19 protein-coding genes are annotated in these 19,640 nt (G+C 55.0%); 11 read left to right on the top strand and 8 right to left on the bottom strand.

The annotated features are described in order from the left end of the window. Positions 1-102 precede the first annotated feature (102 nt). The 5 genes from VF709_RS09105 to mntR form a co-directional block, all read right to left on the bottom strand. On the bottom strand, positions 103-1,626 hold the full coding sequence (locus VF709_RS09105; RefSeq protein WP_440231312.1) for an efflux transporter outer membrane subunit: 1,524 nt from the start codon (positions 1,624-1,626) through the stop codon (positions 103-105). Next, positions 1,626-3,197, bottom strand: coding sequence for a DHA2 family efflux MFS transporter permease subunit (locus VF709_RS09100; RefSeq protein ID WP_029882858.1), 1,572 nt, complete (start codon positions 3,195-3,197; stop codon positions 1,626-1,628). The genes VF709_RS09105 and VF709_RS09100 overlap by 1 nt, the downstream gene beginning before the upstream one ends. Beyond that, a complete protein-coding gene (locus VF709_RS09095) occupies positions 3,194-4,288 on the bottom strand; it encodes an HlyD family secretion protein (protein ID WP_038418967.1) in 1,095 nt (364 codons plus the stop codon). The genes VF709_RS09100 and VF709_RS09095 overlap by 4 nt, the downstream gene beginning before the upstream one ends. 101 nt (positions 4,289-4,389) lie before the next feature. Further along, positions 4,390-5,499: an anion transporter gene (locus VF709_RS09090; RefSeq protein WP_038418965.1), complete on the bottom strand. Its 1,110-nt coding sequence runs from the start codon at positions 5,497-5,499 to the stop codon at positions 4,390-4,392. After that, positions 5,496-5,969 (bottom strand): manganese-binding transcriptional regulator MntR, encoded by a 474-nt coding sequence (gene mntR, locus VF709_RS09085; protein WP_013097457.1) that lies wholly within the window; start codon positions 5,967-5,969, stop codon positions 5,496-5,498. Before mntR ends, VF709_RS09090 begins: the two co-directional genes overlap by 4 nt. A 183-nt stretch (positions 5,970-6,152) precedes the next feature. On the opposite strand from mntR, the gene mntS reads away from it, so the two are divergent. Then, a complete protein-coding gene (gene mntS, locus VF709_RS09080) occupies positions 6,153-6,281 on the top strand; it encodes a manganase accumulation protein MntS (protein WP_013097458.1) in 129 nt (42 codons plus the stop codon). Between the two features lie 283 nt (positions 6,282-6,564). Next, complete coding sequence (locus VF709_RS09075) at positions 6,565-8,148, top strand: phosphoethanolamine transferase (RefSeq protein ID WP_187170962.1); 1,584 nt, start codon at positions 6,565-6,567, stop codon at positions 8,146-8,148. Positions 8,149-8,685: 537 nt separating this feature from the next. Here VF709_RS09075 and ompX read toward each other — a convergent pair. After that, entirely contained in the window at positions 8,686-9,204 is a 519-nt protein-coding gene (gene ompX, locus VF709_RS09070; protein ID WP_013097460.1) for an outer membrane protein OmpX, read from the bottom strand. Positions 9,205-9,558: 354 nt separating this feature from the next. Here ompX and rhtA point away from each other — a divergent pair, with 354 nt between their 5' ends. The 6 genes from rhtA (at position 9,559) to ybiO (ending at position 16,169) form a co-directional block, all read left to right on the top strand. Next, on the top strand, positions 9,559-10,446 hold the full coding sequence (gene rhtA / locus VF709_RS09065; protein ID WP_149896570.1) for a threonine/homoserine exporter RhtA: 888 nt from the start codon (positions 9,559-9,561) through the stop codon (positions 10,444-10,446). A gap of 299 nt (positions 10,447-10,745) precedes the next feature. Then, on the top strand, positions 10,746-11,249 hold the full coding sequence (gene dps, locus VF709_RS09060) for a DNA starvation/stationary phase protection protein Dps (protein ID WP_013097463.1): 504 nt from the start codon (positions 10,746-10,748) through the stop codon (positions 11,247-11,249). A 361-nt stretch (positions 11,250-11,610) separates the two neighbouring features. Then, positions 11,611-12,354, top strand: coding sequence for a glutamine ABC transporter substrate-binding protein GlnH (gene glnH / locus VF709_RS09055; RefSeq protein ID WP_013097464.1), 744 nt, complete (start codon positions 11,611-11,613; stop codon positions 12,352-12,354). Positions 12,355-12,447: 93 nt separating this feature from the next. Further along, positions 12,448-13,107, top strand: a complete 660-nt coding sequence (gene glnP, locus VF709_RS09050) for a glutamine ABC transporter permease GlnP (RefSeq protein WP_149896569.1) — start codon at positions 12,448-12,450, stop codon at positions 13,105-13,107. Next, on the top strand, positions 13,104-13,826 hold the full coding sequence (gene glnQ, locus VF709_RS09045; RefSeq protein ID WP_013097465.1) for a glutamine ABC transporter ATP-binding protein GlnQ: 723 nt from the start codon (positions 13,104-13,106) through the stop codon (positions 13,824-13,826). Before glnP ends, glnQ begins: the two co-directional genes overlap by 4 nt. Before the next feature lie 129 nt (positions 13,827-13,955). Further along, the gene (gene ybiO / locus VF709_RS09040; RefSeq protein WP_149896568.1) at positions 13,956-16,169 is read left to right on the top strand and encodes a mechanosensitive channel protein; all 2,214 of its coding nucleotides are present in this window, start codon (positions 13,956-13,958) and stop codon (positions 16,167-16,169) included. 45 nt (positions 16,170-16,214) lie between these two features. On the opposite strand, the gene rlmF is transcribed toward ybiO, so the two are convergent. After that, positions 16,215-17,123 (bottom strand): 23S rRNA (adenine(1618)-N(6))-methyltransferase RlmF, encoded by a 909-nt coding sequence (rlmF, locus tag VF709_RS09035; protein WP_128310865.1) that lies wholly within the window; start codon positions 17,121-17,123, stop codon positions 16,215-16,217. A 243-nt stretch (positions 17,124-17,366) separates the two neighbouring features. Between rlmF and mcbA the strand changes: the two genes are divergently transcribed. From mcbA to ybiJ, 3 genes are all read left to right on the top strand, one after another. After that, positions 17,367-17,633, top strand: a complete 267-nt coding sequence (gene mcbA, locus VF709_RS09030; RefSeq protein WP_013097469.1) for a DUF1471 family periplasmic protein McbA — start codon at positions 17,367-17,369, stop codon at positions 17,631-17,633. 117 nt (positions 17,634-17,750) lie between these two features. Then, positions 17,751-18,017: a DksA/TraR family C4-type zinc finger protein gene (locus VF709_RS09025; protein ID WP_097533673.1), complete on the top strand. Its 267-nt coding sequence runs from the start codon at positions 17,751-17,753 to the stop codon at positions 18,015-18,017. A 285-nt stretch (positions 18,018-18,302) separates the two neighbouring features. Further along, positions 18,303-18,563 carry a DUF1471 family protein YbiJ gene (ybiJ, locus tag VF709_RS09020; RefSeq protein ID WP_013097471.1) on the top strand — a complete coding sequence of 87 codons (261 nt, stop codon included), beginning with the start codon at positions 18,303-18,305 and terminating at the stop codon, positions 18,561-18,563. A 114-nt stretch (positions 18,564-18,677) separates the two neighbouring features. Here the strand turns inward: ybiJ and ybiB are convergent, their stop codons facing one another. After that, positions 18,678-19,640, bottom strand: a complete 963-nt coding sequence (gene ybiB, locus VF709_RS09015) for a DNA-binding protein YbiB (RefSeq protein WP_148790849.1) — start codon at positions 19,638-19,640, stop codon at positions 18,678-18,680.

Below are 19,640 nucleotides of genomic sequence, written 5' to 3'. Positions count from 1 at the left end.
TAGTCCTCACATGTCGTTTGATGGGTGCCTGATAGTTATACCCGCGCCCTGGCCAACGCGAATGTGGCGTTCCTGTCCGTTTCTTGCCCAATCCTCTGAATATTATCCGCGCGGGGCATCGCCAAAGACGGCGTAATCCGGTAACTGCACCTGCTGATAGGGCTCCCAGCCGCCGCCAAGCGCCTTATAGAGCGCCACCAGATCGAGCGCGCTTTGCACCTGCGCCTGGGCACGCTGCTGCTCGGCCTGTGCCAGCTGACGTTGGGCGTCGAGCACGTCGATAAAGCTGGCAATCCCCTGTCGGTAGCTATCGCTGGCCAGGTCGAAGGCGTTTTGCAGCGCATCGATGGTCTTCGCCAGACCCGCTTCACGCTGCTGATCGGTGCGGTAACTCACCAGCGCATTCTCAACATCCCCCAGCGCGGTCAGTACCGTCTGGCGATAATCCAGCACCGCCGCCCCCTGTTGCGCACGCGCCACTTTCACGCTGGAGACCAGTCTTCCGCCCTGGAAGATGGGAATGGAGACCTGCGGACCAAAACTGTAGAAGTGGCTGCTCCAGTCGGTGAGCCAGTTGGATTCGCTGTTACGCAGGCCAAACTGCCCGGAAAGAGTAAAGCTCGGGAACAGCTCGGCCACCGACACGCCAATTTGCGCTGTGGCGGCATGGAGATTCGCTTCCGCTTCTCGCACGTCCGGACGACGTCGCGCCAGCGTGGATGGAATACCCGTTTGCACGATATCCGGCAGCGCAGGCATCGGCTGGGCGGACTGCAGTTCCGCATCCAACGCCCCCGGCGGCTTGCCGAGCAGGATCGCCAGGCCGTTCATCGCCTGCCGCTCCTGCGCCTGATATTGCGGCAGTTGTGCTTCAAGGTTGCCCAGTTGCGCCCGCGCATTTTCTACGTCCATCTGCGGAGACAGCCCGCCCCGCTGGCGACTTTCGGTCAGATCCAGCGTTTGCTGCGCACTTTTAATCTGGGTGTTCAGCGTGGCAATAATGCTCTGCGCCCCGCGCAGCTGGAGCCAGGCGCGCGCCACTTCGGCTTCAAGGGAGACCAGCGCGTCGTTACGCTGCTCAATAGCGGCTTTCTGCTGCGCTTCAGCAGCTTCAACCTGACGGCGAACTTTACCCCAGAGGTCAATCTCCCACTGGGCGTCGAAGCTGCCCTGGTAGAGGTTGATCGGCTGCGTCAGCGGTCCTAACGCACCCCTGAGTTCCGGATCGACGTTATCAAGCTGGTCGTAGACCCCATGAGACTTCAACTCACCTTCCAGGCCGAGCTGCTGGCGCGTCGCCTGCAGATTGCCGTTGACCGACGGATAAAACGCCCCGCCCGCCTGGTTAATCTGTTCACGCGCACCAGCGATGCGCAGCACCGTTTGTTGCAGGGACAAATTCCCGGCGATGGCGCGTTCAATCAGACTGTCGAGTTGCGGCGAGCCGAACGTTTTCCACCAGCGCGGGTTAGTCGCAGCGGAGGTGGTTTGTGATTTCACCGTGCTGTCGCCTTTATCGTTCCAGTGCGTGACGGCAGGCGGTGCAGGCGGCTGGTAATACGGCCCCACGGCGCAACCTGCCAACAGCATCATTATCATCAGGGGGTGTAAACGTCTGTGTATCATCAATGTGCTCCTGCACTCCCCTCGCTCTTAACCGGCGAGAGCAACAAACAAAACGGAATCAGGACCAGCGCAACAACGCTCAGAATGGTGAACACGTCGATATAGGCCAGGAAGCGCGACTGCTCAATCATGGTCTGGTACATGCGCCCGGTGGCAATGCCGGTCGGGTCGCCGACCTGAGTGGTAAAGTTCTGGATCGCCTGCGCGCTTTCGCGGATCGCCTGCTGGAACTGCTCGTTAAACGGCGAGGCGTGGTACGCAAGGTGCGCGCTGTGGGCCTGCGAGCGCTCGGTGATGGCCGCCGTGGAAAGCGATATGCCAATCGAGCCCGCAACGTTACGGAACATGGTGAACAGCGCTGCGGCATCCGCGTTCAGCCGCCTTGGGATAGAAATAAACGCAATGGTGGTCAGCGGGACAAACAGGAACCCCAGCCCAATCGACTGGGCGCTGCGGAACAGCACCAGCGTTTCGAAGTCAATATCCGGGGTGAGCGTGCGCGACCAGAAGAACGACACAGCCAGACAGGTAAAGCCAAAGGCGATGATCCAGCGCGTCTGCACCACCGGCATCAGCTTCAGGACCAGCGGGATGGTCAAGACAATCAACACTGCGCCGGGCGACAGCACCAGCCCGGACCAGGTGGCGGTATAGCCCAGATCCTGCTGCGCCAGCTGCGGGATCACCACCGAGCTGCCGTAAAGGATCATCGCCATCCCCGCCATCAGCAGGCTGGAGATGGTAAAGTTGCGGTCCTTCATGCAGTGCAGATCAACAACCGGTTTTTTGGCATACATCAGCCAGTAAATGGCGCCAATGATGCCGACCAACGTTAACACCGCAAAGGTGCGAATAAAGTTCGAGTAGAACCAGTCATCATCCTCGCCCCGGTCGAGCATCACCTGCAGACAGCCGAGGCCAAGCGCGATCAGGCCGATCCCCGTCCAGTCGATAGTCAGCTTCTCTTTGGCTTTACTCTCCCAGGGTGGATCTTCCAGCAGCTGGTAGATCGCCAGCACCGTCACTATCCCCACCGGGATGTTGATAAAGAACACCCAGCGCCAGGAGTAGTTGTCAGTGATCCAGCCCCCGAGCGTCGGGCCGAGTACCGGCGCAACGATAATGGCGATGGAGGAGAGACCAAACGCTTTGCCCCTGTCTTCCGGTTTAAAGTAGTCAAGCAGCACCGACTGCTGCGTGGGCTGCAGGCCGCCGCCAAAAAAGCCCTGCATCACACGGAACAAGATGATTTGCCACAGCTCGGTGGCGATCCCGCACAGGAACGAGCAGACGGTAAACATCACGATGCAAATCAGGAAGAACTGCTTGCGGCCAAACACCCGGCTGAGAAACGCCGAGATGGGCAGGACGATGCCGTTAGCCACCAGGTAGCTGGTTAATACCCATGTGGACTCGTCATAGCTGGACGAGAGCGAGCCCGCCACGTGCGGCAGCGCCACGTTGACGATGGTGGTGTCGAGGATCTCCATAAACACCGCCAGCGTAACGACAATCGCCACCGCCCACGGATTGCTGGCGGGCTTCCAGTTGTCGTGGCTGTGATCCGTCATTCCACGGTGACCTTCGGTTCTACCGACAGCCCCAGCGGCAGCGGTTTGTTCGGATCCAGCCCTTTATCAATCACAATTTTCACCGGCACGCGCTGGACAATTTTAACAAAGTTGCCGGTGGCGTTTTCCGACGGGAACGCCGAGAAACGCGAGCCGCTGCCCTGCTGGATACTGTCGACATGGCCTTCAAGCGCCATATCTGGCCAGGCATCGACTGAAACCTCCACCTTATCGCCTGGCTTCATGCGCTCAAGCTGAGACTCTTTAAAGTTGGCCACCACCCAGACGTTGGGTGAGACCAGCGAGAACAGCGCCGTGCCCGCCTGTACCAGCGTACCCGGCTGCACGTTGCGCTTAGTGACAAACCCGTCGAACGGGGCGCGAACTTCGGTGTAAGAGAGGTTGAGGTTAGCGGTTTCCAGCTGCGCTTTAGCCTGATCGACCTGGCGCTCACGCGCTTCGACGTTGGTCTCCTGCTGGCGGATCTGCAGCTGTACCTGCTCCGCCACTTCCAGCTGGGCCTGCGCGCTTGCCAGAGCGGCCTGTGCACTACGCAGCTGGGCGTTGGCGGAATCAATGCTTTGTTGGGTGGTGGCACGCGGATCGACCCCGCGCTGGCGGCGATACTCCGCCTGCGCGTTGGCGAGGTCTGCCTGCGCTTTCAGCACCTGCGCTTTGGCTTCGTCGCGCTGGGCGGGGTATTGCACTTTTGAGAGCGCCAGCTGTGCCTGGGCCTGATGCAGCTGCGCAATAGCCAGGCCAAGCTGGGCCTGAGCCTGATCGCGCTGGGCGGTGGTATCACGCGGATCGATAACCACCAGCAGATCGCCCTTTTTCACGCGCTGGTTATCACGCACATGTAGCGCCGTGACATAACCCGCCGTTTTAGGGGCAATCGTCACCACATCGCCGTCGGTAAAGGCGTCGTCAGTTGTCTCTTCGTTACGGGTTAAAAACCACCAGACCAGCGCCACGATGACCATTACCACCACGACAATGCCGAGGATAATTAACGGTTTTTTGCCCGGACGCTTACGCTCATTATTGTTTTTGTCCTGCTCGTCAGCAGGCGTGTTTTGATCTTCAGCCATAGTTCAGCAACGGTCCTGTCAGTGAGCGGCATCACACTATGCCGTTCACTAAAGCTAGGACGTTGCTATACGTTTGCCAGGAAAAACTGACAAATTGCGCACTATATGAGAAGGAATAATCCGAAACCGATCGCCGCAGCCCAGAGCAGCATGGGGATCGACCAGAGATGGAAACGCCACCAGATGCGGCGATCGTTCGCCATCCGCAGGGCAATCAGGTTGGCCAGCGAGCCGGGCAGCAGACCAAACCCGCCGATGTTAACCGCCCAGGCCAGAAGCGTGTCCGGCGGAACGTAGTTGAGCAGTAAAATGGTAGAAGGCACGTTGCTGATGACCTGCGAGAGGCCAATCGCCGTCAGCCACAGCCCCGGCTGAGACAGACCGCTGACGCTATGCAGCACGTGTTGCAGCACCGGGAGCTGGATAAGCAGATGCACGTCGATGAACATCACCATAAAGACCAGCAACAGCGTCCAGTCCACGCTCACCAGCACGCGTCGCGCCAGCACGACAAAACCAGCCGCCACGAGCAGCACGCCCGCCAGTTCATACCGCAGCTCCAGCGCAAACAGAAAGACGATATACAGCCCCAGGCAACTCCAGACCAGACGAGGCTGCCACTGCGGGCCGGTTGTGCCGCTGTGGTATTGCAGTTTTTTATCCGGGAAGGCAAACCAGCAGACCGCCAGCAGCGACGCCATCATCACCAGCGCCAGCGGCGCCATCTGCCAGGTAAAGGCGGCGAACGATAACCCTGAACGTCCCCAGAGCAGAATGTTTTGCGGGTTGCCAATAGGGGTTAACAGCGAGCCCGCGTTGACGGCCAGCGCTTCAAAGATGATCAGCCGGCTCACCGGGATCTCGCACAGCTTACGCAGGGTGAGCGTCAGCGGCACGATGATAAACAGCGCCACATCGTTGGTGAGAAAGGTCGACAGCACCGCGGCGGAGAACACCATAAACAACGACAGCCTGCGTTCGGTGGCAAACCGGCGCACCATTTTGCGCCCCAGCACGTCGAAGTAGCCGCTCAGCTCCACCCCTTTGGTGAGCATCATTAACCCGCTCAGGGTAATAATGGTGCGCCAGTCAATCGCCGCAGGCCAGGCCTTGGGCGCAAATGGTACAAAAAGGCTTAAACCTGCACCAATAATCAATAAGAGATGAAAGAAGCGATCGCGCGTGAGGGCCTGCAGTCCAGGGATTTTCATTCAGCGGAGGAACCATATTTAAGCGTAAACTCACGAAACTTCACCAGCGTCTCTTCGCTGACATGGTGTTCCATTCCTTCCGCATCCCGACGGGCAATCTCCGGGCTTACGCCCAGCACCAGCAAGAAGTTCTCCACCAGCTGGTGGCGCTCGCGGCTCTCCTGCGCCAGCTTCTCCCCTTCCGGCGTCAGAAAGACGCCGCGCCACGGGATCATTTCGATTAAGCCGACGGAGGCCAGACGTTTTAACATCTTCGCAACGGTTGGCTGCGAAACCCCCAGCCTGGCCGCCATATCAACCTGACGTGCTTCCCCGACCTCGCGAATCAGATCGGAAATCAGCTCAACATAATCATCAATCAGTTCACGTCGGTGGGCTTCACGCACCTGACGAAAACCTTCAACGTGCTCTTCCACATTCACCAGTTGCGTCGTTTTTCTGATTGTTGGCTTACCTGCGCGACGGTTCATTGTACTTCCTCAGTGGGGTGACGCTTCCAGCGCCCGGTATCGAGAGCGCACATTGTAAACCATACCTCTACAAGCACAAAAAATTAACGAAATAGCCATAGCTATACAATATAGCCTGTGCTATATCTGTATGTAATGCAGTCACCCTTCACGGATCGAAGGGATCAAAAATCAGGAGGTCTTATGAACGAATTCAAGAGGTGTATGACCGTGTTTACTCACTCCCCCTTCAGGGTGCGCTTAATGCTGTTGAACATGCTGTGCGATATGTTTAACAACAAGCCGCATCAGGACGACAAACCTTCCCACTAAGCGGCGTTGCGGTACGCCGCTTCATTTTGCCGTCATATTCCCGATGTAAACTGGCCTCCGGCCGCCCTATTCCCGGTTTTTTTTACGGATTTGCAATCCTCTTCGCAAAACATCTGCTTAGCAACGGTTGATATTATTTAGCGCTCGCACTATCTTCTTGCAGCCCTGCACAATTTGCGGCTCGCTGAAGCGGACCCTCATTCCCTCTCCACGCACTGTCAGGCAGGTTATGACCCTTGACGCCAGGGTGAGCACATGGCGTTTTTATGCATGATAGTGACCTATGAATTTAACCCTGATAGACACCGTTGTTACCCGCAGTCGGGCCTTAAGTCCGTGGACGGCATTCTACTTTTTACAATCCTTGCTGATTAACTTTGCGCTGGGTTACCCCTTCAGCCTGCTGTATGCCGTTGCGTTTACCTGCATTCTGCATTTGCTGTGGCGTACCGCGCCGCGCGCGCAAAAAACGTTAGTGGGCATCTGCTCCCTGATTGCAGCGCTCTATTTCCCGTTTGGTCAGGCTTACGGTTCGCCAAACTTTAATACCCTGCTGGCGCTACACTCGACCAACATGGAAGAGTCGACAGAGATCCTGACGATCTTCCCGTGGTACAGCTATGTGGTCGGCCTCTTTATTTTTGCGCTTGGCGTTATAGCGGTGCGTCGTAAACCCGAAGAGAAAAAAGCGTGGGGAAAAATAGAGACGCTGTGCCTGGCATTCAGCGTAGTGACCTTCTTTGTCACCCCCGTGCAAAACCTGGCCTGGGGCGGCGTGTTCAAGCTGAAGGATACCGGCTATCCGGTGTTCCGCTTTGTAAAAGACGTTGTCGTCAATAACCAGGAAGTTTTCGACGAGCAGGCGCGCATGGCTGAGCTCTCCAATATGAAAGACACCTGGAACGTGCTGGCGGTGAAGCCGAAGTACCATACCTATGTGGTCGTCATCGGCGAAAGCGCACGCCGCGATGCGATGGGCGCGTTCGGCGGACACTGGGATAACACGCCGTTCGCCAGCGCCGTCAACGGTACCCTGTTTACCGATTATATTGCGGCCAGCGGCTCGACGCAGAAATCGCTCGGCCTGACCCTGAACCGCGTTGTCGACGGCAAACCACAGTATCAGGATAACTTTGTCACGCTGGCAAACCGTGCCGGTTTTCAGACGTGGTGGTTCTCTAATCAGGGGCAAATTGGCGAATACGATACCGCCATTGCCAGCATCGCGAAGCGTGCCGATGAAGTGCAGTTCCTGAAAAACGGGGATTTTGAAGCCGATAAAAATACCAAAGACGAAGCATTGCTCAAGATGACGGCACAGGTTTTTGCCACGCAGCGTACGCAGCCACAGCTGATCGTCCTGCACCTGATGGGTTCGCACCCTCAGGCCTGTGACCGCACGCAGGGGAAATACGCCGAGTTTGTGCAATCTAAAGAGACCTCTTGCTATCTGTATACCATGACGCAAACCGACGAACTGCTCAGCAAGCTGTACGATCAGCTACGTAATACGGGTGAGAGTTTCTCGATGGTTTATTTCTCGGATCACGGGCTGGCGTTTAAAGAGCGCGGTAAAGAGGTGCAGTATCTGGCGCACGACGATAAATTCCAGCAGAACTTCCAGGTACCGTTTATGGTGCTGTCGAGTGATGACAAGAAGCATCGTATTATCACCGCGCGCCGCTCGGCCAATGATTTCCTGACGTTCTTCTCGCAGTGGACGGGGATTTCAGCAGAGCAGATCAAAAATGCTTACCCGTTTATCTCAAACAAGAAAGCTCCCCCAGTGTACGTTACCAACTTCAAGTTACAGAAAGTTGACTATAACCATTTGGGTACGGATATTTTCGATATAAAGAGTAAGTAAGCTGTGCGGTTTTGTGCGGTCTGATGCCTTCACCCACGGGAGAGGGATCCCCACACAAAAAGCGTCTACGGACGGCCCCCTCTCCTCTTAGGGGAGAGGGCTGGGGTGAGGGGGAACATACAGCTCTGGTGGTCATTCCGTTCACTTTATGTTCCTTGCTACTCTGTAACAACATGACCCGTGAACGTGCCAGGGTGGCTCAGTCGCCACCACCCTGGCAACCCGGGCTCCCGGCGGTAAATCGCCGCTTCGCGGTACCTTCGGCTTATTCCTTCCGGCTTATCGGGGACGGGCGGATGTAACGTCCCTGTAAAGCCGCCCTCTCGGCGCATCCATGCGCCTCGCCCCGACCTGCAGGAAACGCCTCAGCGATTTACAGCCGGACCAGGGCATCGCTGAATGCCCTCAGTCATTCTGAAGGCAGCGTTATTGTTTCTGTTTGTGAATGACTGGGGAACCCTCAGCCCACAGGGATAGAGAAAAAGGTTAAAAAAAATCCGCCACATGGGCGGATTTTTTACTGGCTCACCGAAGTGATTAGAAGCGGTAACCTACGCCCGCGATCCAGGTGCCAACGTCAACGTTGCGGATACGGCTCTGCTCATAGGAGAAGTCCAGAGCAACGTCTTCGATTGGGTTGAACTGCAGACCCGCGCCATAGGAGAAGCCGTAGTCGCTGTTGCTTGCAGTGCGGTTCAGACCCTGGTTTTCGGTCTGCTGGAATTTACCGTAGCCAACACCTACAACACCGTAGATGCTTGCCCAGTCGTTGATACGGTAAGCTGGACCAGCGGTGATGCCGTAGTACTGGCCTTTGTTGTATGCGCCGTTTTCAGAACGATCTTTCTCGGTGTAGGTGAAAGAACCGATCACGCCCAGTGGGTTGTTATCCTGCTCGTAACGATACTTCAGGTTGAAACCGTTAGCTTTGTTCATTACGCCCTGCATATCGCTCTGAGCGTAACCACCGGTAACAGTGGAAGTAGCAGCTACAGCGGTACCTGCGGAAACAGCCAGTACAGCGGCCAGTGCTGAAAGACATGCAATTTTTTTCATAACCACCTCAAATGTGCTTCAAGTAAATCCGTAAGTTTTAAATATATCAAAAAAATTTGCGAAACTCTTTGTGATTCGTGATGTCTAACGGGACCTTTCCTGTAACAGAACGTTTCCAGCATCAGTTATCTTGTTCAAATCACAAAGGATTTCTGTTGCTAAATACTCATACTGCGCGTCAACGCCGTTACATTCATCCAGATTATTCCTAATCTGACAGGCGATAAAACCAGCAACGCTTATCCATTTTACGGATTTTCCCTGGTTTTTTTTCAACAGTAGCTCAACCGTTGCGCCATATTTCAATTACACTGCGGCTTTTACCCTATTTGACAAAAATTGACAGGAGAAAGGATGCCAGGGATATCCCGCACGTCATCGGTCTGGATGCCGGTTGCTGTAATTCTGATTGCGATGCTGTCCATACAGAGTGGCGCGTCCCTCGCGAAATCGCTCTTTCCACTGGTAGGCGCACCGGGCGTCACCGCCCTGCGTATCGCTTTGGGTACCCTGATCCTCGTGGTCATTTTTAAACCCTGGCGGTTGCACGTCAAAAAAGAGCAGCGCCTCCCGCTGCTCTTCTACGGGCTGGCGCTGGGGGCCATGAACTATATGTTCTATCTCTCTATCCAGACCATTCCGCTGGGGATTGCCGTCGCGCTGGAATTTACCGGCCCGCTGGCGGTGGCCCTTTTCTCCTCCCGACGGCCTGTCGATTTTATCTGGGTGGTGTTAGCGGTTCTGGGGTTGTGGTTCCTCTTACCGCTTGGCCAGAGCGTCTCTGAAATCGACCTGACGGGTGCCGCGCTGGCTCTGGGTGCCGGTGCCTGCTGGGCGGTGTATATCCTCACGGGTCAGCGCGCTGGCGAAGAGCACGGCCCGGCGACCGTCGCGCTGGGCTCGCTCATTGCCGCCATCATCTTTGTTCCGCTGGGTATGGCTCAGGCGACAGACTCTATCTGGCAGTGGTCAGTAATGCCGGTGGGTTTTGCTGTCGCCATCCTCTCAACGGCTCTGCCCTATTCACTGGAGATGATTGCCCTCACGCGGCTGCCGACGCGCATCTTCGGTACCCTGATGAGCATGGAGCCTGCACTGGCCGCCATCTCCGGTATGGTATTCCTCGGGGAAACCCTCACATTTACCCAGACGCTGGCGCTGTGCTCCATTATTGCGGCGTCGATGGGGTCAACGCTCACCATGCGCCCTGAGCCAAAAGTTGAGAAAGTGGACATCCGCTAATACCGTATATTCTGCATGGCCTCGGTGCCATGCAGAATAAAGGCCAGTTCTGTATTATTTATAATTTCTTACATTCTTCGTCATCGAAAAGTCATATTTCCCTCGCCCTTAATGGGAAATAGAGAATTAAGATTGATCTGTGTCAATTTTAAAAAATACCATACAGTTCAAGCAGTTAATAATTCAACTCCCTTCTTGCTATTAAACCAATAGGCACAGCCAAACCGCAGGAAAAAAATCCGGTGCTATACTTAGTTCCGTAATTACCTGGGACATAAACATCAAGAGGATATGAGATTATGAGTACCGCTAAACTGGTGAAAACGAAAGCGTCTAATCTGCTTTATACCCGTAACGATGTATCGGACAGCGACAAAAAAGCAACGATTGAGTTGCTGAATCGCCAGGTGATCCAGTTCATCGATCTTTCGCTGATCACCAAACAGGCCCACTGGAATATGCGCGGTGCAAACTTTATTGCCGTTCATGAAATGCTGGATGGCTTCCGCACAGCACTGGTCACCCACCTGGACACCATGGCCGAACGCGCCGTGCAGTTAGGCGGTGTGGCGTTGGGTACCACGCAGGTGATTAACAGCAAAACGCCACTGAAAAGCTATCCGCTGGATATTCACACCGTTCAGGATCACCTAAAAGAGCTGGCAGACCGTTATGCGATTGTGGCTAACGACGTGCGTAAAGCGATTAGCCAGGCTAAAGACGAAGATACTGCGGATATCTTCACCGCCGCGTCTCGCGACCTGGATCAATTCCTGTGGTTTATCGAATCTAACATCGAATAATCCATACGAATTTTCTATCAAACCCTCGCCTCCGGTGAGGGTTTTGCACATTTATGGTGCACACTTTTCCACTGAGACGCTGCAAAAGTGAAAGAAATGTAATAATCACCTCACACAACCGTTAACGGAAGATTGTTTTTTCATCATTATTTGCGCTAAATATCTCCCCGTCAGTTGAGCCAAACGACGCGCACCAAAACGGTGCTCCACCTTGGTGCAATCAGACATCATTGCCACGTTTATTGTGCAATGCATGACATCCTCCCCTTTGCAAAACAACAGCTTGTAAAGTTGGCACGATTTTTTCATTGTGCCTGTCGTTCTCGCAGGGGATCGCCCCGTGGATATAAAAGGAAATGCTATGAAGTCTGTATTAAAAGTTTCACTGGCTGCACTTACCCTGGCTTTTGCGGTCTCTTCTCAGGCCGCCGATAAACTGGTTGTAGCCACCGACACGGCGTTTGTTCCGTTTGAATTCAAACAGGGTGATAAATACGTTGGTTTTGATGTGGATCTGTGGGCCGCAATCGCAAAAGAACTCAAACTGGATTACACCCTGAAGCCAATGGACTTCAGCGGTATCATCCCGGCACTGCAAACCAAAAACGTAGACCTGGCCCTGGCAGGCATCACCATTACTGATGAGCGTAAAAAAGCGATCGACTTCTCTGACGGCTACTACAAAAGCGGCCTGCTGGTGATGGTCAAAGCTGACAATAACGACGTTAAAAGCGTGAAAGATCTCGACGGTAAAGTGGTGGCGGTGAAGAGCGGCACCGGCTCCGTTGATTACGCGAAAGCGAACATCAAAACCAAAGATCTGCGCCAGTTCCCGAACATCGATAACGCCTATATGGAACTTGGCACCAACCGTGCTGACGCGGTTCTGCACGATACGCCTAACATCCTCTATTTCATCAAAACCGCAGGTAACGGTAAGTTCAAAGCGGTCGGTGAGTCTCTGGAAGCACAGCAGTACGGTATTGCCTTCCCGAAAGGCAGCGACGACCTGCGTACGAAAGTTAACGGCGCGCTGAAAACCCTGAAAGAGAACGGCACGTATAACGAAATCTACAAAAAATGGTTCGGTACCGAGCCTAAATAATTTTACCTGAATTCAGGTTTGTAACGCCCGGTGACGCTCACGCTTACCGGGCCTACGTTTTTCGTTTTTCACCACGGTATACAGGAATACATCATGCAGTTTGACTGGAGCGCCATCTGGCCTGCCATTCCTCTCTTGCTTGAAGGCGCTAAAATGACCCTGTGGATTTCGATCCTCGGTCTGGTTGGCGGGTTGATTATCGGTCTTGTCGCCGGTTTCGCCCGCACCTACGGTGGCTGGATTGCAAACCACATCGCACTGGTTTTCATCGAAGTGATCCGCGGCACGCCTATTGTCGTACAGGTCATGTTCATCTACTTCGCCCTGCCAATGGCCTTCACCGACCTGCGCATCGACCCGTTCAGCGCCGCCGTCGTGACCATTATGATCAACTCAGGTGCCTACATCGCGGAAATTACGCGCGGTGCGGTGCTGTCGATTCATAAAGGTTTCAGTGAAGCGGGTCTGGCGTTAGGCCTTTCGCGTCGCGAAACCATCCGTCACGTAATTCTGCCTCTGGCGCTGCGCCGCATGCTGCCGCCGCTGGGCAACCAGTGGATCATCAGTATCAAAGACACGTCGCTGTTCATCGTTATCGGCGTTGCTGAACTGACCCGCCAGGGCCAGGAGATCATTGCTGGCAACTTCCGTGCGCTGGAAATCTGGAGTGCGGTAGCCGTTGTCTACCTGATTATCACTCTGGTTCTGAGCTTCGTTCTGCGTCGTCTTGAAAGAAGGATGAAAATCCTGTGATTGAATTTAAAAACGTATCCAAGCACTTTGGTCCAACCCAGGTGCTGCACAATATCGATCTGAGCATCAAACAGGGTGAAGTGGTTGTCATTATCGGGCCCTCTGGCTCCGGTAAATCCACGCTGCTGCGCTGCATCAATAAGCTGGAAGAGATCACCAGTGGCGATCTGATCGTCGATGGTCTGAAAGTGAATGATCCGAAAGTGGATGACCGTCTGATTCGTCAGGAAGCGGGCATGGTGTTCCAGCAGTTTTACCTGTTCCCGCACCTGACGGCGCTGGAAAACGTGATGTTTGGCCCGCTGCGCGTACGCGGTGCCAACAAAGCGGCGGCGGAAGCGCTGGCTAAAGATCTGCTGGCGAAAGTGGGCCTCGCAGAACGTGCTCACCACTACCCTTCTGAACTTTCCGGTGGACAACAGCAGCGTGTGGCTATCGCCCGCGCGCTGGCGGTTAAACCGAAAATGATGCTGTTTGATGAGCCAACCTCCGCACTCGACCCGGAGCTGCGCCACGAGGTGCTGAAAGTCATGCAGGATCTGGCCGAAGAGGGCATGACGATGGTGATCGTGACCCACGAAATCGGCTTCGCCGAGAAAGTGGCGTCCCGCCTTATCTTCATTGATAAAGGCCGTATCGCAGAAGACGGTAACCCGCAGGCGCTGATTGCAAACCCGCCAAGCCAGCGTTTGCAGGAGTTTCTGCAGCACGTCTCCTGATTGCCAGACCTCTGAAATACAAAGCCGGGCATGCCCGGCTTTTTTACGCCAGATTGTTCCCAAAACACGCCCTCCGCTCTCTGCCCTCTATACTTATCATTTTGTTCGACATTTTCACCGGAGGGCACCGTGCCGTGGATCCTGCTGTTGTTGCTTAGCTTGTTTAGTGCGCCATCGATAGCCGTTGCTATCCCCGGCGTCACCACCGGAACGGCCACTGCGCAGCAAAAAACGCCTCCACCGGAACCGGATGCAGAAGAGAAAAAAGCCGCCTACAGTGCCCTTGCCGATGTGCTGGAAAACGACACCTCCCGGCAAGAGTTAGTCGATCAGCTGAGAAAAATTGCCGCCACACCGCCCCAGGAGCCCGTTCCAACCATCACCCCGCCGCCGGTAGAAGAGCAAAAGACGGTGCTGGAAAATGTGACCGAGGTTAGCCGCCACTATGCCGATGCCCTCTCCTCGCGCTTTGCCCAGCTCTATCGCAACCTGATGGGCTCTTCGCACAAGCCCTTTAACCCCCGGACGTTTACCGCGGCTGCCACGCAATTTTTACTGCTGGCGGCCGCCGTCTTCATTTTTTACTGGCTGGTGCGCCTGTGCGCGTGGCCCCTGTACCGAAAAATGGGGCAATGGGGTCGCAAGAAGAATCAGCAGAAAAGCAGCTGGTTGCATCTGCCGCTGATGATCGCCGCCGCGTTTATCATTGATTTACTGCTGCTGGCGCTGACGTTGTTTACAGGGCAATTGCTGGCCGACAGGCTGAATACCGGCAACAAAACTATCGCCTTCCAGCAGGCGCTGTTTCTGAATGCCTTCGCCGTAATTGAGTTCTTTAAGGCGCTGCTGCGGCTGATATTTTGCCCACGCGTGCCAGATCTTCGCCCTTTCACTATTCGGGATAGCAGCGCCAGATACTGGGCGCTGCGTCTGAGCGTGCTCAGCGGGTTGATTGGTTATGGTCTGCTGGTGGCCGTGCCAATTATCTCCAACCAGGTGAACGTCCAGTCTGGTGCGCTGGCGAATGTGCTGATTATGATCTGCATTACCGTCTGGGCGCTCTACCTCATCTTCCATAACAAAAAGACGATCACCGAGAGCTTGCTGCATCTGGCCGACCGTTCCCTTTCGTTCTTTAGCCTCTTTATTCGCGCTTTTGCCCTGGTGTGGCACTGGCTGGCCAGCGCTTACTTCATTGTGCTGTGCTTCTTCTCGCTGTTCGATCCCGGCAACAGCCTGAAATTTATGATGGGAGCCACGTTTAAAAGCCTGGCCATTATTGGCGTCGCGGCCTTTGTTTCCGGCCTGCTCTCTCGCTGGCTATCGAAAACCATTACCTTGTCTGCTCAGGTCCAGCGCAATTACCCGGAGCTGCAAAAACGGGTGAACGGCTGGCTCTCGGTTTCACTGAAGGTGGCGCGCATTCTCACCGTCTGTGTGGCGATTATGCTGCTGCTCAATGCCTGGGGACTGTTCGATTTCTGGAACTGGCTGCACAACGGCGCGGGGGAAAAGACCGTTGATATTTTAATTCGTATCGCGCTGATCCTGTTCTTCTCTGCCGTAGGCTGGACGCTGCTGGCCAGCCTGATTGAGAACCGCCTGGTCTCTGACATTCACGGCAGGCCGCTGCCAAGCGCGCGTGCCCGCACCTTGCTCACCCTGTTCCGCAACGCGCTGGCGGTTATCATCAGTACCATCACGATTATGATTGTGCTTTCGGAAATCGGCGTGAATATCGCGCCACTACTGGCCGGTGCGGGTGCGCTGGGTCTGGCTATCTCCTTCGGCTCGCAGACGCTGGTGAAGGACATTATCACCGGTATCTTTATTCAGTTTGAAAACGGCATGAACACCGGGGATCTGGTGACCATCGGGCCGCTGACCGGCACCGTTGAGCGAATGTCGATTCGATCCGTCGGCGTGCGCCAGGACACCGGGGCGTACCATATTATTCCGTGGTCATCGATTACCACCTTCGCCAACTTCGTCCGGGGTATTGGCTCGGTGGTGGCAAATTACGATGTCGATCGTCATGAAGATGCCGATAAAGCCAAACAGGCGCTGCGGGACGCGGTAGATGAGATGATGGCCATGGAGGATATTCGCGGCCTGGTGATTGGCGAGCCGTCGTTTGCCGGTATTGTCGGGCTGACCAACACCGCCTTTACCCTGCGCGTGTCGTTCACCACCCAGCCGCTCAAACAGTGGACGGTACGTTTTGCCCTCGACAGCATGGTGAAAAAACACTTTGATCTGGCGGATGTGCGTATGCCGGTGCAGACGTATCAGGTGCTGCCGCCGCCTGCCTCGCCGCTCCCTCCGCAGGAGCCGACGCTGTAACCGAGCCGGGTGGCGGCTTCGCCTTACCCGGCTTACGACGGCGTGCTATTTGCGACGTTTGTTATCGTCCATAAACGTCCAGGCGATAAAGCGGCTCTGTTTTTGTCCCTGCGCCATCTCTTTTTTCACCACCTTCACGGCACCGGCTTCGGTCAGCGCGCGGTAGAGCTGCGGCAGGTTATCGCCGCGCGAAACCAGGGTGGTAAACCATTTCACCTGGCGGGCAAACTGTTTACTTTCCGCGATCATGCGCAGGATAAACGCCACCTCGCCCCCTTCGCACCACAGCTCCTGCTGCTGGCCGCCGAAGTTGAGCGCGCCATCTTCAGCCTGACCCAGATTGCGACGCTTACGTTCGCTCCCGGCGCGGGCGGCAGCCGCTGAATCATGGAATGGCGGGTTGCAGAGGGTGGCGTCGTAGTGCTCGTTCTTGTGGATAATGCCATTGAAAATAGAGGCGGCATCTTTCTGACGGCGTAAGCGAATAGACCGACTTAAGCCAGGATTGGCATTAATGATCGCCTGCGCGCTGGCAAACGCCTCAGCGCCAATTTCGCTCCCGGTAAAGCGCCAGTGATATTCATGCACGCCGATGAGTGGATAAATCAGGTTCGCGCCGGTCCCAATATCCAGAACCGTGGCCTGCTGAGGAATAACGCCGCCACGATCGTCAGCCAGAAGATCGGCAAGATAGTGGAGATAATCGGCACGCCCCGGCACGGGCGGGCAGAGAAAACCTTCCGGGATATCCCAGTGCGTAACGCCGTAAAAATGCGCCAGCAGGGCTTTATTCAGCATTTTTACCGCCTGCGGGTCGGCAAAGTTGACCGAAGGCTCACCGGCTGGGGTCTGCACGATGTAGTCCTGCAGCGGAGGGCAGCTCTGGCATAACGCCTTCATGTCATAGCGGCTGCGGTGGCGATTTCGCGGGTGTAATCCCGGCTTGGAAGTCATGGCATTCTCCTTTAAACAGCGGCGTAAGATACCCTGTGCGGGAGCAACGGTAAATATCTCTCTGCTGTGCGCAAAAAAACGCCATAAATCAGTGACCTTTATGTCGCTGATCTGTCAGCGAATTGTCAATTTATATCGTTCAAAAAATAAGCAGATCATCATCAAATTTTTGCGCTAAATCACACTCGTCAGGCTTCTAAACTTAAAGGGAATCACCTGTTGTTTCCCCCTGAGGATGTGATTATGAAAAAATACCTGACTCTTGTTGTTATCGCTGGCGCGCTGGCGAGTGCGTCATTTTCTGCCATGGCCGTTCAGTCACTGACCGAAAGTACCGATACCAGCCAGCTGCGCCCCGCAGGCACCGTCTCGGTAAGCCGTGCAAGTAACCTTGACGATCTGCAAAACAAGCTGGCCGAAAAAGCGCGCGAAGAAGGTGCGAAAGGCTTCGTGGTGAATTCCGCTGGCGGCGATAACCATATGTATGGCACAGCAACCATCTATAAATAAGTTCCCCTTCCGAGAACCACTGCATCTGGCTGACAGATGCAGTTCTCAACCCCCGTCTTGACTGTACGTTTTTTGACCCCACATTAATAAGATACACACCGAACGTGAGGATAAGCCATGGCTTCCGGATGGGCGAATGATGACGCCGTTAACGAACAGATCAACAGTACCATTGAAGATGCCGTTGCCCGTGCTCGCGGTGAAATTCCGCGCGGGGAAAGTTTAACGGAATGTGAAGAGTGCGGAGAAACGATTCCGGAAGCGCGCCGTAAAGCCATGCCCGGCGTACGGTTATGCGTCTCCTGCCAGCAGAATAAAGATTCAAAAAATAAATCAAATTCAGGATATAATCGCAGAGGATCGAAAGACAGCCAGTTACGTTGACTTTCCTTTACCGAAGTTCACCGCGCAAGCGATTTCCTTTACGCTCACGATTTTTTAACAGGCGCGTAGCAAAATGTGCCATGAATCATGCGTCTGTAAACCGGAGCGACAAGAACTGTAAATTGCCCTTCTGAATTTATTAATATTCAATAAGTTATTTGTCATTCAATTTTTTTGAGCAACCACGTCAATTCTCTTCGATTTTATCTGCCGAAAAAAAACGTGATACTTATCACATCGAAGGAACATCGTCCCCTTAACAGAAAAACCTGCGAGAGATTAATTATGAAAACCATCAAATATGCTGTTGCTGCTGTTGCCCTGTCCGCTCTGTCTTTTGGCGCTTTCGCTGTAGAGCCCGTTTCTTCTGCTCAGGCACAGAACATGAATAAAGTAGGTGTGGTGAGTGCTGATGGCGCAACCACGCTGGACGGTCTGGAAGCCAAACTGGCTGAAAAAGCCGCTGCGGCCGGTGCAAGCGGATACACCATCACCTCCGCTAACGGCAATAACAAGCTGAGCGGTACCGCGGTTATCTACAAATAATCGACTGAATTAATGCTCCACCCTCACCATACCCTCTGGTGAGCTGCTCCAACCCTCATTGACCCTGTTGTTACCCTTGCTTGCCCGTCCGCCACTGGACGGGCTTTTTTTTGCCTAAAACGCCTGTTCCACACGGGCTAACCCCGCCTGGACAGACTCCACTTCTCCGGTTGCCAGCAGGCAGCAGGCCAACTGCAGCTTAAGGGCGTGCGGAACAGGGACATTGCCGGCAAGGCACTGCTCAATCCAGTGCGCAGTCGTGTGCGGATCTTTTGCCTCCGGCAACACCACATCCACATTCTCTTCACCCCGCTCCAGCACGGGTCGCGTGCCGGCGGCATCAATCAGCACCAGCTGCGGGCAGCGCTGCGGATTGGCATAAACTTCCCCTTCGGTGCCGTGCATCAGCAGCGCCCTGCCGCCGATATCTTCAAAGAACTTGCCCACCCGCGTGACATACTCCGGGTGCGATACGCTGGAGAGGCGCAGGGCATCCGCTTCACCAAACGGCGTCGCCAGTTTCGCCAGGGTGTGCGCACTGTTGCGCACGCCCATGCGCCAGCGCATATCCAGCTGTTTTTCCAGCGGCGGACAGAGCGCCTTGACCGGAATAAAGACCGGCTGATGACCATCCAGCTTTGCCTGTGCCTGTCCGGCGTGCAGGGTCGGCTCGATACCTAACATGCCGAAAATGGTCTCCGTCAGGACGCGAGTCGGATCTTCGCTAACGCCATGAACAACCACCGGGAACCCGAGCTTATGCAGCAGAATAGCCAGCAGTGGCGTCAGATTCGCCTGTTTGCGCGCGCCGTTGTAGGTAGGGATGACAATCGGCATCGGTCTGGCTACCGGTGGCGTTAAGCGCAGCGTTTGCGCCTGCATCGCGTCATAGAAACCGCGCATCTCCGCTTCGCCTTCACCTTTAATGCGTAGCGCAATCAGGATACCGCCCATCTCCAGATCGGGCACGTCGCCGTTAAGCATATGGGTATACAGCGCACGGGCCGTTTCCTGATCCAGGTCGCGGGCATGATTTTTTCCCCGCCCTACCTCTTTGATAATTTTACGATAGTCCAC

This window comes from Enterobacter sp. Lyrl_3, assembly GCF_051948675.1.
In the GTDB taxonomy this organism is placed as follows: Bacteria; Pseudomonadota; Gammaproteobacteria; order Enterobacterales; family Enterobacteriaceae; genus Enterobacter; species Enterobacter cloacae.
The sequence above is the reverse complement of the archived record's forward strand: the minus strand, read 5'-3'. Positions and strand labels throughout refer to the sequence as shown.